The sequence below is a fragment of the Sedimentibacter sp. genome (assembly GCF_032080165.1).
Taxonomy (GTDB): domain Bacteria; phylum Bacillota; class Clostridia; order Tissierellales; family Sedimentibacteraceae; genus Sedimentibacter.
On record NZ_DAMASY010000012.1, the window covers coordinates 34,618 to 48,970 of the forward strand.

Here is a 14,353-nt window from a genome sequence, read left to right on the forward strand (position 1 = left end):
TCCCCCCTCACTATGGTAATTCTATTATTTTTTCTTTTGATTGTCTGTACAAAACGAATTTATTGCCTATACTTTGTACGTATTCTGCTCTGACTGCTTCTGCTACTTTCTCTGCAGTTTCCTTAGCTTCAAGCATACTGTTATTTAATACGCTTATTTTAATCAATTCTCTGGCTGTCAATGCATCATCGATTTGCTTTATAACATTTTCTGTTACGCCGCCCTTGCCGATCTGCATTATTGAATCAATACCGTTAGCCATTGATTTCAAATAGCTTCTTTGTTTTCCTGTTAGCATTTTTTTCTCCTTAAATTGGGGACATTCCTTTAATGCTCACCGTCAAAGACTATCCATTCATTGAAGGTGTGTCCCCATACCTCTATTGGTGTGTCCCCTTTCCTATTTAATCCACAAAGTCAAATTCTACTCCGCAGACACTTATTAAATCGCCTTCTGTAGCTCCAAGCTCTCTTAATTTATCTATGACACCCTTATCAATTAAAACCTTCTGGAAGTTGCTGAAGGATTCAAAATCGTCAAAGTTAGTTGAATTAACCAACCTTTCAAGAAAGTCACCCTCTGCAAGATAATAATCATCTTCCTTAGTTACAACGATTGTATCTCTTTCCCTTCTGTCATAGAAGCTTTCAATTTCCAGCTCATCGATAAATTCAATTTCTTCTTCGATTTGAGTTAATCTTTCATATGCGCGTTTCTTTAACAAATCAAGTCCTTCGCTTGTTGCTGCCGAAACCTCTATTATTTCATATTTCTCAGAAAGCTCTTTTTTGATTCTTTCCAAGTTTTCCTTAACTTCCGGTAAATCTATTTTATTAAGTACTATTATCTGCGATTTATCTGTCAGTTTATCACTGTATTGCTTTAGCTCTTCATTTATTTTATAAAAATCTTCAATGGGATCTCTGTCCTCTTGTCCTGACGCATCAATTACATGAAGCAACAGCTTAGTTCTTTCTACGTGCCTTAAAAACTCAAGACCTAAACCGGCTCCTTCAGATGCACCTTCAATAAGACCCGGTATATCGGCAAGAACATAGCTGTGTCCTTCACCTATACTTACTACTCCCAAATTGGGCTTTAAGGTTGTAAAGTGGTAGTTTGCTATTTTGGGCTTGGCACTTGTTATTGAAGCAAGTATCGTTGATTTACCTACATTAGGAAATCCGACCAATCCGACATCTGCAAGAAGCTTTAACTCAAGAATTATTTCTCTAACTTCTCCCTTTGTTCCCGGTTCCGCAAAACGAGGAGTACGTCTTATGGAATTTTTAAATTTCGTATTTCCTTTTCCGCCTCTGCCTCCTCGTGCAACTACAAACTTTTGTCCGTGAGTCTTTAAATCCGCTAATATGATATTTGTTTCTTCATCTTTAACCAGGGTTCCGGTGGGCACCTTTAACACAAGGTCCTTTCCGTCAGAACCGTACTGTTTTTTTCCTCTGCCGTCTTCTCCGTTTTCTGCCTGATAATGTCTTTTATATCTAAAATCCATCAATGTCCTTAAGCCCTCATCTGCTGCTAATATTATGCTGCCCCCGTCTCCGCCGTCTCCGCCGGCAGGTCCGCCCATGGGCTCATATTTTTCACGTCTGAAAGCAACGCTTCCGTTTCCACCTTTGCCGGCCTTTACACTGATTTTCGCTATGTCTACAAACATATTCTCCTACCTTTTCTATTATACAAAACACCTACCGTTAAGGTAGGTGTTTTTTTGCATTATGCTTCTAATTCACAAGGATATACACTTACTTGCTTTCTTTGCTTGTCTTTTCTTTCGAACTTAACTTTTCCGTCAACTTTTGCAAATAATGTATCATCACTTCCGATACCAACATTTAATCCCGGGTGAAGCTTAGTTCCTCTTTGTCTGACAAGAATGTTTCCTGCCAATACAAATTGGCCGTCGGCTCTTTTAACTCCCAACCTTTTAGAATTGCTGTCACGGCCGTTTTTAGAGCTACCAACACCTTTTTTATGTGCGAATAACTGTAAGTTTAATTTTAAAAACATGTTTACACCTCCTCAAATTTAAGTGTAATATATTGACTGTAATCTTCCAGTAATAATTCTATACCTACTACGAAACTTCTATATATTACATCAGTTTTATCATTATTCTTTAATGTTCTGACACTCATCAGACCAATGTTCTCATCAACCTCATAACTTATATCTTCCGGTTCAATGCCTGCAACTAAGTTAATTGAGTTAAGAACTGTATATGATAAAATGGAAACTGATGCACATACTATGTCCATTCCTTCTTCGGCGTATCCTGAATGTCCTTCAACTATAAAACCGCTTATTTCTTCCTTGGTTTTATATACGGAAACTGTAATCATAATTATCCAACTATTTTCTCGATTTTAATTTGAGTATATGGTTGACGATGACCTTGTTTCTTTCTGTAGTCTTTCTTAGATTTATATTTGAAAATTATTATCTTTTTAGCTTTTCCTTGGTTTTCAACCAAACCTTCAACTACTGCTCCGTCAACATATGGTTTTCCAACATTTAATTTTCCTTCTTCAGCAACAAGTAAAACTTTATCGAATTTTACTTGTTCACCATCAGCTATGTTAAGTTTTTCAACTCTTATAACATCGCCTTCTTGCACTCTATATTGTTTTCCACCAGTTTCAATGATTGCGTACATAAAATTACCTCCTCTTCCCAGTCTCGCCATTGCAGGTACTTTACAGTTTTAACCTGATCCGCGCGGCTCTTGCAAATATAGATTTTAACAAATTATAATACATTTGTCAACTATTTTTGCTGTTTCACATACATACTAATATAATTTAATTTACCTGTCCTGTCAACAATTATTTCATCTGTAAGTACATTATTATCTTTCATTAAATATATTTTAACATTGTATTTTTGCTCTAATTTATTTATTATATCCATATATTCATTAAGTATTTTATAATAAAGCATGGAACCGGTTTTTAATACTATTGCTTCTGAGGTAGTATGCTTCTTAACTCTTTTTATTATACTTTCAAGCTTTAAAAATATATACACCTTTGAACCTGTCCTGCCCCCTCCATTGCAATGATTGCAATCTTCCGTAATTAAATTAAAGAAATTTTCTCTATCCTTTTTCCTTGTTAATTCCATTAAATTAAGCTTTGTCATACCGATGACATTGGTTTTAATTTTATCCTCTTTAAATATCACCTTTGCTTTATTGACTATAAAATTAATATTATCCTTGTTTTTAACATCTATAAAATCAATTATGATTATTCCGCTGATATTTCTTAAATTAATCTGCCTTTTTATTTCGTCCAAGGCATATAGATTAATAGCTAATGCCGTATCCTCAATGCTTTCACTTCCAACGAAGCTGCCGCTGTTAACGTCTATTACCGTCAATGCCTCTGTAACATCAATAATAATTGAGCCACCGTTATCAAGATCTACCTTCCTTTTAAAAAGCATGCTTATTTGTTTTTCCACATTGTATTTTTCAAAGGAATTGTCTCCATCTATAATTTTGATATCACTTAACTCAGCATATCCGGTCAAAAGTTCTGCAATTTTTTCTTTTATTTCCTTATCTTCAACATATATTTCTTTTACGGAATTATCAATATAATTATAAAACAGCTTTTCAATAAGAGAATTGTTTTCGTATAACAGCTTGGGTGCATATGAATAGTTGTATTGTTGTTCTAATTTTTTAAAAACAGTTGTAAGCATATTGTATTCTTGCTCTACATTTTCCTTTGAACAACCCTTTGAAAAAGTCCTCACAATCATACCATTTCCGTCTGTCATGATTTCCTTTCCCATTTGTTCAAGACGATTTCTTTCATCTATATCTTTGATTTTCTTTGAAAGATTTACTTCTATGCTGTTAGGAATAAAGGCAATATACTTTCCTGTAAGGGATATATCCGTAGTAACAGAAATATTTTTCTCACCCATTGGCTCCCTGACTATTTGTAAAAGGAGTTCATCACCTTTTTTTAGAACTTTACTTATATTATCAACATCTCTCTTTTTAATATTTTTTTCTTTTAAGAATTTATCCGAAAGCAGGTCGTCTAAAAATAAATACGCATTTTTTTCAAGCCCGATATCAATAAAAGCCGCGTTCATACCGGGAAGAATGTTCATAACCCTTCCCTTATAAATGTTGCCTATAACTTGTTTATTATTTTTTTCTTCATAGATATAATCAATAAGCCTGCCATCCTCCAAGATCGCGACTTGATCAAAGAATATTGAACTGTTGATTAAAACCTGCTTCATTCTATTGCTCCGTTATAACAATGATTTTTTGTTCTCGTCTAACGTATCTACCTTTAAAATAGTATAATAATCTATATTAAAGCCCTTATCTAATATAATTTTAATTAAATCATCTGCCTTCATGCTGCCGGTTTCGGTTGTTAAAAATGTTGCTTCTATAACTGTCTTGTCACCTTTTAAATATGCATTAAGGTATGTTATAAAATCTTTTGTATTGATTTCTCTTGTAATATTTTTATTTTTCTTGTTTTTTTTCTGCTTGCTGAAAACAACACCCGTTTCAATAATTTCTTTCATTAAGTCATTAAGTTTATTAAAATCAAGAGTAACAAATTCAATATTAAATAAATATTCTGTATATGAGCTTCTTGCCATTAATGAACGGCTATCGTCTGAACATGCCGCTTTTAATATCTGCATTTCTTTAGGCATAACATCATTCATTCTATTTACAAAATCATCTGGCGTAATTTCTTCATTTAACTCTATTTCAAAATATTCACCGATGCTTTCAATACCGAGCGATAATGGGAACCCGAAAGATGTTCTCATATGGGGATTAAACCCTTCTGAATACTTTGCATCAATTCCTGCTCTTTTAACTGCTCTTTGAATAAACCTCAGAACATCTAAATGAGAGATATATTTTAAATTTCCTGTCTTAGTGTATTTAACTATTAATGACATGAGGGCAGGCACCTCCTATTAATTTATGGTTAACACCGCAGTTATAGCATTGCTGCCTGCAGTCACTTGTAGTCAAGCTCTCAATTGATTTGTTGTATTCACTGATTAAAAATTTCTTAGTAATTCCCGTATCAATAAAGTCCCAAGGAAGAACTTCCGTTAATTCTCTTTCTCTTTTAGCAAAAAAGTCAGGGTCTGTATTTGTTTCTTGGAAAGCTTCCATCCATTTACTGAAGTCAAAAACATCGTACCATCCGTCAAATCGACATCCCTTTTCCCATGCTTTTATCAATGCATTTGAAAGCCGTCTGTCTCCTCGTGCAAAAACAGCTTCCAAATAGCTTAGCTTTGGTTCATGGTAGCTGAATGACACCTTTTTATCTTTTATTTCTTTTTGTAAAGATTTTGCCTTGTCATAAAATTCATCCATACTGTCCTGTTTAACCCATTGGAACGGCGTGAATGGTTTTGGAACGAAGCAGGATGCACTTACGTTAATTTTCAAGTTGCCTTTGATTTCATCCTTCGGTCTTTGGAAGAATTTATCTTTTACCTTGTAGCTTAGCTCCTTGATACCCATTACATCTTCCATTGTTTCTCCCGGAAGACCAATCATGAAGTACAATTTAACAGTCGACCAACCTAAATTAAATGCTGTTTCCACAGGTCCCAATATTTGTTCTTCGGTGAGGTTTTTGTTTATAACATCCCTCATGCGTTGAGTTCCTGCTTCAGGAGCAAATGTAAGTCCCGATTTTCTGACTTCCTGCAATCTTTCTATTATATCAAAAGTCATTGAATCAAGGCGAAGCGAAGGCAATGAAATGCTTATATTTTTATTTTCATATTTATCTAATAATTGTAATGTTAAATCCGGCAGACATGAATAATCACCGGTGCTTAGAGAAGTAAGAGATATCTCATCGTGTCCGGTGGAATTAATCAAGCTTTCAACCTGATTAACGAGAGTATTTGTGCTTTTCTCTCTGACCGGTCTGTATACCATTCCTGCCTGGCAGAAACGGCACCCTCTCGTGCATCCTCTGAATACTTCTAAAACAACTCTGTCATGAACAACATCAATATATGGTAAAATACTTTTTTCAGGATAAAAGCTTTTATCTAAGTCCTTGATAATTCGTTTTGTAATTACCTCTTTAGCATTACTGTTTAATATTTTTCTTCCCTTTATAGTACCGTCATCGTTGTACATTTCTTCATAAAACTGAGGTACGTATACACCCTCTATGCGTGCCGCCTTTTCTAAAAATGAAAGTTTATTAAAACCGCTGACCTTCTCTTTTTCGTAAAGATCCATCAGCTCAAGTATCAGCTCTTCAGATTCTCCTATTGTAAATAAATCAACAACTTCATAAAGCGGCTCCGGATTATATGCACAGGGACCTCCCGCTATGACGATTGGCATGTCATCCGTTCTGTCCTTTGATTTTAGAGGAATATCAGCTAAATTTAACATATTCAATACATTTGTATAGCTCATTTCATATTGAAGCGTAAAGCCGACGAAATCAAATTCCTTTAACTCATCCTTGCTTTCTAAGCCGTACAAAGGTATGTAATTTTTTCGCATTACCTCTTCCATATCTGTCCAAGGAGCAAATACTCTTTCGCACCATATGTTATCTTTACTGTTTAGTAAATGATACAAAATATGAAGACCTGTATGCGACATACCAACTTCATACACATCAGGGAATGCAAATGCAAATCTTATATTAACATCATTATTATTCTTAACAACAGAGTTAAGCTCACTGCCGACATATCTTGCCGGTTTTTCAACGCTTAATAGTTCCCTGTCTAATTTCTTTATATCTATCATTGTTGCTCCTTTTTATACTATCTTTTCCTAAAGTTCTCCTATTACTCTGCCACTCTCTTATAATTCTGAAATTCTAAGATATTTTAACACAATCATTTTAAATTGACAACTTATAATTAAATTATATAATAGAGTGTATAAATAAAACTGCAGGAGGTATCATGAACTATCAGGAAGCAATTGACTTTATTCACTCTACATATAAATTCGGCTCAAAATTGGGTCTAACCAATATTACAAAATTAACGGAGCTGTTAGGAAACCCACAGGATTCATATAAAATTATACATATTGCCGGAACGAACGGAAAGGGCTCAATAAGTAATATGATACACGATGTATTAATGGCTGCCGGTTACAAGACAGGATTGTTTATAAGCCCTTATTTAGAAGAATTTACAGAAAGAATTCAAATAAACAAAGCACAGATTGACAAGGATTCATTAGCAAGAATAACCGGTCTGGTAAAGGAAAAAATAGATATAATGGTGGAAGAAGGATACAATCATCCTACCGAATTTGAGGTTGTTACCGCCATAGGATTTAAATACTTTCAGGAGAAGAAAATAGATTTCTTAGTATTGGAGGTTGGCTTGGGCGGCAGGTTCGATGCTACCAATGTTGTTTCAAGCACACTGGTTTCGATAATTACATCAATCAGCTACGACCATATGGAATACCTTGGAGATACATTAGAAAAAATCGCCTTTGAAAAGGCAGGTATCATAAAAGAGAATTCCAATGTCGTGATTTATCCTCAGGATGATAATGTGGTTAATACAATAGTTGATATAGCAAAGACGAGAAATTCTAATTACTATTTAACCGATAAAAATAATATAGAAAAAATAAATGGAAACTTAACGGGTCAATGGTTTAAATACTTAAAAAATGATATATTTGATTTGCCGGTCGTTAAAATATCTTTCTTAGGAGAGCACCAGCTTTACAATGCCCTGACGGCACTCAGAACTCTTGAAGTTATAAAGCTGTCAGGTTATAATATCACTGAGGAAAGCATACTCACCGGCTTTGAAAACCTAAAATTTGCGGGCAGATTTGAAATATTACACGAAAATCCCGTCATAGTTATTGACGGCGGTCACAACATAAACGGCATTGAATATTTTTCAAAGGCAGTAAAGGAATATTTCAGGGATAATAAAATTATTATGTTTTTTGGTATGCTAAAGGATAAGAACCCTAAGGATGTACTTAACTATTTAGTTCCTCTTTGCAAGGAAATATATACATTGACACCTAACAATGCAAGAGCAATGAAAGCATCAGATTTAGCTGAATTAATTAAAAACAATTATAATATAAACGTAACATCCTTAGATAATTACGAGGATATTTTAAAAATAGTCAAAGATGCCGATGAAAGCGAATACATCGCCTTTGTAGGTTCATTGTATATGATTGGAGAAGTAAGAATACTTCTTAAAAAAGAATATTTGTTTAATTAAGCGCTATGGAAAAGGAACGGATGTTTTTATGAACTACCGTTCCTTAATATTACTTAATTGTCGGGTCTTCCATAATACCTATGAAAAGCGGTATTCCTGTTGTAACATCAACGATTCCGTATACAAAAGGTCTGTCAAATGTTAATTGTGGAATCTCTAAAGGCATTGATTGCGGCATAACAACAGATGTAACCGCAGCTGCTTCCGTACCCTTTTCATCCACCTTAATATAGGTTTTATGCTTAACCTCGCTTATAAACAAATCTTTGGTATTAGATTCATTCATTTTTGAAAAATCGGCGTTACCGGGTATAAATGGTACATTCATACCTAAATTGGACAGTTCATTCTTTAAGCTGTCTTCATAACTGCTTTCAAACTTCGGAAGCAAAAGCTCAATTTCTTTTTCTTCTTTATTTTTCATCAAATTTATCAAATCGAAAGTTGATAAATTATTAATCAAATCTCGCGGAGTATCACCTTCCTCAGGCAGTAATCCGATAAAGGCGAATTGTTCATCAAGATATGGCAGTATTACTCCCGTTACACTATTGAATTGCAAATAATCCATATTCCCTCTCCGACTCATATATTCTGTTTTCACAATTTTGTCCGGGCTATTGAAATCTCCTTCACGAGTGTTGTGAGGTAAAAACTGATATTTCCAGTCTCCGTTAAAGTAAATTGCATTAATTAAAAACATAACTACGTCATCGTCTATTTCTTCGACTATTTTATCAATTTTATCATTTGTTGCGTCCTTAACCCATTTATTTATGGTATCAACTGCCGACTTCTGTCTGAAATCAAGCTTTCGGATCGCAGCCGAATAGTAATCGGCATTAATATGTAAAAAATCCTTATTTGCCTTAAAATCGTCTCTGTACCAAATTGAATTTGTTATAGAAAGTTTAACAATTTCATCCCTGTTTATTGCATTCATCCATTCGTAAAGACCTTTATTCAAATCATCCAATGTAATATTCTCAGCACTTAATGCCTTCAGCATTTCTTCCTTTGTTTCTCCGTCTGCTCCGTTTGCAGTCATAGCCAAAGCAAAATAAACAGATGGCGGTGAAATCATCATATTGCCTTCATTGTCGATGCTCTCTTTAAACACCTTCCAGGTGAAATCCAAAACAGCTTGATTCAACTTGCTATCCATTGGTTGGGATATCCCTTTTTCATTATTTGAGTTTATACCTTTCATTAAATCATCAGAAGATGAGCATCCTGTAAGAATAATCATTATAATAAGTAACGAGCATAGAATCATATTTAATTTACATCGCATAGAAATACCTCCTTTGTTACTTAGACGCTTATTGACTTAAAATGTTCCTTTATTTACTAAAAACTCGTACTCATGACATATTTTTTTGTAACCCCTTGAATTAACATAGATTTAATTGTAATATATAATGTAAGTAAATAAATAAGTTGGGAGTTGATCATTATGGCGTATAACATGTTTAAAAATTATATTGACAATAGGGGGATAAAATTTAAATGATTCCCCCTAAATAAATGGAGGAATTTAATGAAAAACGAACTATCTTTAAAAAAAGTTGACGAAAACAATTTTATCGAGTGCTTTAATTTAAAACTTGGAAGCGGCCAAGAAAAATATGTATCTCACCCCATCCGTAGCTTAGCTCAGGCATATGTGTATTATAATCAATGTACACCCTTCGCCATTTATAAGAAAGACATTATTGTAGGATATGTTATGGTTATTTATGATTATGATGAAGAAACATATAATATTTGGCATATGATGATTGATGAAAAATATCAAGGTAATGGATATGGTACTGCAGCTGTTGTACTATGTATAGATTATATAAAATCAAAACCATTTGGGGAATCAAATGTTATTGTACTTACATGCAATATAGATAACATTACGGCTTGCCATATCTATGAAAAATTAGGTTTTAAAGATACAGGTGAACGGGACGATGAAGAAATGATTATGAAATTCACCTTAATATAGGTTTTATGCTTAACCTAAGCTTATAAACAAATCTTTTTTATCGGATTCATTCATTTTTGAAAAATTGGCACTACCGGGTATAAATGGTACATTCATGCCTAAATTGGACAATTCATCAACCCGTCCATTACATACAAAAGGATTTGTGCTTTTGCACAAATCCTTTTTATATGTAAATTTTAAAAATCAATGAGCCCTAAACTTATTTTTAAGCAATCATTAACCTCACCCATCAAGTTCGTATCAAACCTTCCTATTTTTTCTTTCAATCGCTTTTTATCAATAGTACGGATTTGTTCCAGCAATACAACTGAATCCTTAGGTAAGCTGAATTCCTCAGAACTTATTTCTATATGAGTAGGTAATTTTGCCTTGTTAATCTGAGATGTAATCGCAGATACTATAACTGTAGGGCTATATCTGTTACCAATGTCGTTTTGTACTACTAATACCGGTCTTACGCCTCCCTGTTCTGATCCAATCACCGGGCTTAAGTCGGCATAGTAAACATCTCCCCGTTTTACTATCAAACTATTCACTTCCCAATAATTTTGTTTCGTAACTTAAAAAATCTTCATAATCCCCTTCTGAGTATTCTTCTGTAATGCTTTTATTGATATTGCTCATTTCCAAATATCCGGCTTTCATCTTATTTCGGATTTCTAACTTTCTTTTCTCAATTAAATAATATCTTATGGATTTTCTTATGAAATCACTTCTGTTAGTTCCCTCTTCTTTAACTGCATTATCTAATTCCCTCAATAAATTTTCAGGGATCGAAATTAATATTTTTTTATTATCAGCCAAATCACACACCTCGATTACTCAAACTCAGTTCATTAAATATAGCTTATGTAATTTTACCACAATAATTATAATAGTAGTATGGTAAGTTTTGTATTAACTGAGAAAATTATAGTTCTTCCATATTTATTTTTTCATATAAAATAGTTTTAACTAAATTATCATTTTTATAAATAAAAATTGAATCTGGAAGCAGGTTTTCTTTATTAAAAGTTAAGACATGCTTATAAGTACCGTCAAAATAAACCAATTCTTCTGGCAGAACATCAAGGTGGTTGTCGAATTTCTTTAAGTCAAAATCATAAATCAATGAATCAGTTATATTGAAATTTTCAATTACTACACTGCTTTCAGGAAATTTATCATTGTTCAAAACACATCTGTTGCTTGATAGAAAAGCTGAATTCCAAGATTCCTTTCCTGAATCAATTTTAATACTGTAATTTGAATCCCTGCAAATAATACTAACCTTATAAGCGTTTTCGCTGTTTTCAGTATACACCTTCATTACAGCTTCTCCTGTATAATTAGCAGGAATCATAAAGGGGTTATCGCTGACTTTAGAACACCCGCAAACAGTTATCACAAATAAAATCAAGCATACTATTTTTAACTTCATAACATCAAACCTGCTCCCATAACCATATATAATAGATTATGACGTGATATAAATAAATATGCTTAAAAAGGGAACTACACATTATTTTCTTTATTCCGTTACACAAAAAGCAACAGCCAAATCAGCAGTATGAGAAATTGACACCTGAATGTTGGTTATACCCAAATTATTGGCTAAATTCAGTGCATTATTCAATAAATTTACGTATGGCTTATCTGATTCATCCTTTAATATTTCTATGTCGCATGGACCAAAGTTTGAAAATCCGGTCCCTAAGCTTTTAGATACCGCTTCCTTTGCCGCAAACATTCCTGCTGCCGTTTGATAATTAAACTTCCTTTTATTTAAATAATCAACTTCATTTGCTGAATAGATTTTTTTAATGAATCTATCATTCTGCAAATTATTCTTAATCCTTTCAACCTCAGTTATATCAATTCCTACACCTTTTATCATATGTTCTCCTTCAGAAAAAATAAATTGACAAAGAGCTTTCATTATATAATAATTATATTATATGAACAAAAGTAATACAATTCTTATTTAAACAAAGGAGTATATATGAGTAACATTACAGTAGTCTCTCACCCACTGATTCAACACAAATTAACGATGCTAAGAGACAAGAATACATCCTCTAAGGATTTTAGAGAGTTAGTCAGAGAAATCGCCATGCTTATGGCATATGAAGTTACAAGAAACCTACCGGTTAAAGATATTGAAATCGAAACACCTATAGCCAAAACAACAGGCAAATCATTATCAGGAGAAGATATTGCAATAGTACCCGTATTAAGAGCAGGTCTCGGAATGGTAGACGGCATGCTTGATTTAATACCAAATGCTAAAATAGGTCATATCGGCTTATACAGAAATGAAGAAACATTGCAGCCGGTGGAATACTACTGCAAGCTTCCAAGTGATATAGGAAACAGAATAGTGATAATTACAGAACCGATGCTTTCTACCGGCGGCTCAATGATTGGAGCATTAACATTACTTAAAAAATGCGGTGCTAAAAAAATTAAATCAATACATTTGGTATGTGCTCCTGAAGGACTTAAAAAAGTAACTGAAGCTCATCCTGATGTAGAAATCTATACTGCAGCAATCGATGAAAAATTTAATGAAATCGGTTACATAGTACCTGGATTAGGAGATGCAGGAGATAGATTATTCGGAACAAAGTGAGCGCAGTAAAGGATTTGTCACAGAAGTCTATCATGATAAAGTAAATATATATTAAGGACGTGAGTAATTCACGTTCCTTTTGTTTGAGGTAATTATGGACAATTTAACAAAGAAAAACAATGTATTTTTATCAACACTTTTAGTAATAGCAATACCTGTGGTTATTCAAAACATTCTTAGTATAGGTCTTAATATGATTGATACTATCATGGTAAGCAAATTAGGCGAAAATGCAATATCTGCTGTAGGTCTTGGGAACAGAATTTATTTTATTTTTACTACTATTTGTTTTGGAATATACAGCGGAGCTTCAATATTTATAGCGCAATACTGGGGTGTGAGAGATACTGAAAATATAAGAAAAGTATTTGGCATAGATATAATAATCGGCTCTATACTGTCTATTTTATTTTCAATTGTGGTTTTCTTCTTTAGAGAACAGATAATGAGGATATTTATTGATGACCCTGTTGTTATAGAACTTGGCGGACGATATTTAAAAATAGTAGCATTTTCATACTTTTTTACAGCGATATCTTTTGCCTACAGCTTTAACTCAAGAGCTATCCATAGATTAAAAATGCCGGTAACTATAAATGCCATAGCACTATGCATCAACACTTTTTTCAACTGGGTTTTAATAACCGGAAACTTAGGATTTAACGCGTATGGTGTAAATGGTGCTGCAATTGCAACCTTCATAGCAAGAATTTTTGAATTCACAGCACTAATTTTTTTAATATATAAAGATAAAAATCATCCTCTGGCAGGTACAATTAAGGATTTTATTTCGTGGGACAAGTCAATGCTAAAAAAAGTACTGAATACATCTTTCCCTGTAATATTATCCGAAACAGCATGGTCTGTTGGAACTTCAGTTTATTTTATAGCTTATGGCTTCATGGGTTCATATGCTATAGCTGTAGTACAGATTGCATTTAATATATCTGACTTTTTTCAAACCATATTTTTCGGCTTAGGTAATGCAAGTGCAGTTATGATAGGTAATGAATTAGGTAAAAATAATTTGGATAATGCTTTTGATTACAGTCAAAAATTTGTTAAAATTACTTTGTTTTTAAGTGTTATATTTGCTTCTCTGTTATTTGTATCAAGAGGATTCATAATTAAATACTTTAATTTAGAACCTATTACAAGCGAATTTCTAAACAAGACTTTAGTTGTATATTCGTTATATTTTACACCTAAGATGTTTACTTATCTGTTTATATGCGGTATCCTAAGAGCAGGCGGAGATACGAAATTCTGCATGATTGTAGATATTATCTCAATATGGTTCATCGGTGTTCCGCTTTCATTTATATCAGTGCTGTTGTTCAAATTACCTATACATTATGTAATAGCAATAGTATTCAGCGAGGAATTAATAAAAGCAATTGTTGTAATAAACAGATATAGAAGTAAAAAATGGCTTAATAATTTAATTATGAATTAAAAG

At 33.2% G+C, this 14,353-nt stretch carries 17 protein-coding genes; 4 read left to right on the top strand and 13 right to left on the bottom strand.

All coding sequences use genetic code 11. The features are described from left to right. Positions 1–10: 10 nt before the first annotated feature. From yhbY to RT412_RS14450, 8 genes are all read right to left on the bottom strand, one after another. On the bottom strand, positions 11–298 hold the full coding sequence (gene yhbY / locus RT412_RS14415) for a ribosome assembly RNA-binding protein YhbY (protein WP_313342612.1): 288 nt from the start codon (positions 296–298) through the stop codon (positions 11–13). 106 nt (positions 299–404) lie between these two features. Then, positions 405–1,679: a GTPase ObgE gene (gene obgE / locus RT412_RS14420; RefSeq protein WP_313342614.1), complete on the bottom strand. Its 1,275-nt coding sequence runs from the start codon at positions 1,677–1,679 to the stop codon at positions 405–407. 59 nt (positions 1,680–1,738) lie between these two features. Next, complete coding sequence (rpmA, locus tag RT412_RS14425; RefSeq protein ID WP_179237872.1) at positions 1,739–2,032, bottom strand: 50S ribosomal protein L27; 294 nt, start codon at positions 2,030–2,032, stop codon at positions 1,739–1,741. Positions 2,033–2,034: 2 nt separating this feature from the next. Continuing rightward, positions 2,035–2,364 carry a ribosomal-processing cysteine protease Prp gene (locus tag RT412_RS14430; RefSeq protein WP_313342617.1) on the bottom strand — a complete coding sequence of 110 codons (330 nt, stop codon included), beginning with the start codon at positions 2,362–2,364 and terminating at the stop codon, positions 2,035–2,037. A gap of 2 nt (positions 2,365–2,366) precedes the next feature. Continuing rightward, positions 2,367–2,678, bottom strand: a complete 312-nt coding sequence (gene rplU / locus RT412_RS14435) for a 50S ribosomal protein L21 (protein ID WP_313342620.1) — start codon at positions 2,676–2,678, stop codon at positions 2,367–2,369. A 110-nt stretch (positions 2,679–2,788) separates the two neighbouring features. Further along, positions 2,789–4,285 carry an Rne/Rng family ribonuclease gene (locus RT412_RS14440; protein WP_313342623.1) on the bottom strand — a complete coding sequence of 499 codons (1,497 nt, stop codon included), beginning with the start codon at positions 4,283–4,285 and terminating at the stop codon, positions 2,789–2,791. Between the two features lie 12 nt (positions 4,286–4,297). Beyond that, entirely contained in the window at positions 4,298–4,972 is a 675-nt protein-coding gene (locus RT412_RS14445) for a TIGR03936 family radical SAM-associated protein (RefSeq protein WP_313342625.1), read from the bottom strand. Next, entirely contained in the window at positions 4,956–6,815 is a 1,860-nt protein-coding gene (locus RT412_RS14450) for a TIGR03960 family B12-binding radical SAM protein (RefSeq protein WP_313342627.1), read from the bottom strand. The genes RT412_RS14445 and RT412_RS14450 overlap by 17 nt, the downstream gene beginning before the upstream one ends. Positions 6,816–6,976: 161 nt before the next feature. On the opposite strand from RT412_RS14450, the gene RT412_RS14455 reads away from it, so the two are divergent. Further along, positions 6,977–8,284, top strand: coding sequence for a folylpolyglutamate synthase/dihydrofolate synthase family protein (locus RT412_RS14455; RefSeq protein WP_313342630.1), 1,308 nt, complete (start codon positions 6,977–6,979; stop codon positions 8,282–8,284). 49 nt (positions 8,285–8,333) lie between these two features. On the opposite strand, the gene RT412_RS14460 is transcribed toward RT412_RS14455, so the two are convergent. Then, a complete protein-coding gene (locus RT412_RS14460; protein WP_313342632.1) occupies positions 8,334–9,578 on the bottom strand; it encodes a serpin family protein in 1,245 nt (414 codons plus the stop codon). Between the two features lie 246 nt (positions 9,579–9,824). Between RT412_RS14460 and RT412_RS14465 the strand changes: the two genes are divergently transcribed. Continuing rightward, on the top strand, positions 9,825–10,280 hold the full coding sequence (locus RT412_RS14465) for a GNAT family N-acetyltransferase (RefSeq protein WP_313342635.1): 456 nt from the start codon (positions 9,825–9,827) through the stop codon (positions 10,278–10,280). Between the two features lie 179 nt (positions 10,281–10,459). Here RT412_RS14465 and RT412_RS14470 read toward each other — a convergent pair whose 3' ends face one another. The 4 genes from RT412_RS14470 to acpS form a co-directional block, all read right to left on the bottom strand. Next, the gene (locus RT412_RS14470; protein WP_313342637.1) at positions 10,460–10,810 is read right to left on the bottom strand and encodes a type II toxin-antitoxin system PemK/MazF family toxin; all 351 of its coding nucleotides are present in this window, start codon (positions 10,808–10,810) and stop codon (positions 10,460–10,462) included. A gap of 1 nt (position 10,811) precedes the next feature. Continuing rightward, positions 10,812–11,087 (bottom strand): ribbon-helix-helix protein, CopG family, encoded by a 276-nt coding sequence (locus RT412_RS14475; RefSeq protein WP_312815740.1) that lies wholly within the window; start codon positions 11,085–11,087, stop codon positions 10,812–10,814. A gap of 106 nt (positions 11,088–11,193) precedes the next feature. Continuing rightward, positions 11,194–11,703, bottom strand: coding sequence for a hypothetical protein (locus tag RT412_RS14480; protein ID WP_313342640.1), 510 nt, complete (start codon positions 11,701–11,703; stop codon positions 11,194–11,196). Between the two features lie 90 nt (positions 11,704–11,793). Then, positions 11,794–12,159 carry a holo-ACP synthase gene (gene acpS, locus RT412_RS14485; RefSeq protein ID WP_313342643.1) on the bottom strand — a complete coding sequence of 122 codons (366 nt, stop codon included), beginning with the start codon at positions 12,157–12,159 and terminating at the stop codon, positions 11,794–11,796. Between the two features lie 105 nt (positions 12,160–12,264). Here acpS and upp point away from each other — a divergent pair, with 105 nt between their 5' ends. Together upp and RT412_RS14495 are read left to right on the top strand one after the other, a co-directional pair. Beyond that, positions 12,265–12,894, top strand: a complete 630-nt coding sequence (upp, locus tag RT412_RS14490) for a uracil phosphoribosyltransferase (RefSeq protein ID WP_313342646.1) — start codon at positions 12,265–12,267, stop codon at positions 12,892–12,894. Positions 12,895–12,988: 94 nt separating this feature from the next. After that, positions 12,989–14,350: an MATE family efflux transporter gene (locus RT412_RS14495; RefSeq protein WP_313342649.1), complete on the top strand. Its 1,362-nt coding sequence runs from the start codon at positions 12,989–12,991 to the stop codon at positions 14,348–14,350. The last annotated feature ends 3 nt before the right edge of the window (positions 14,351–14,353 follow it).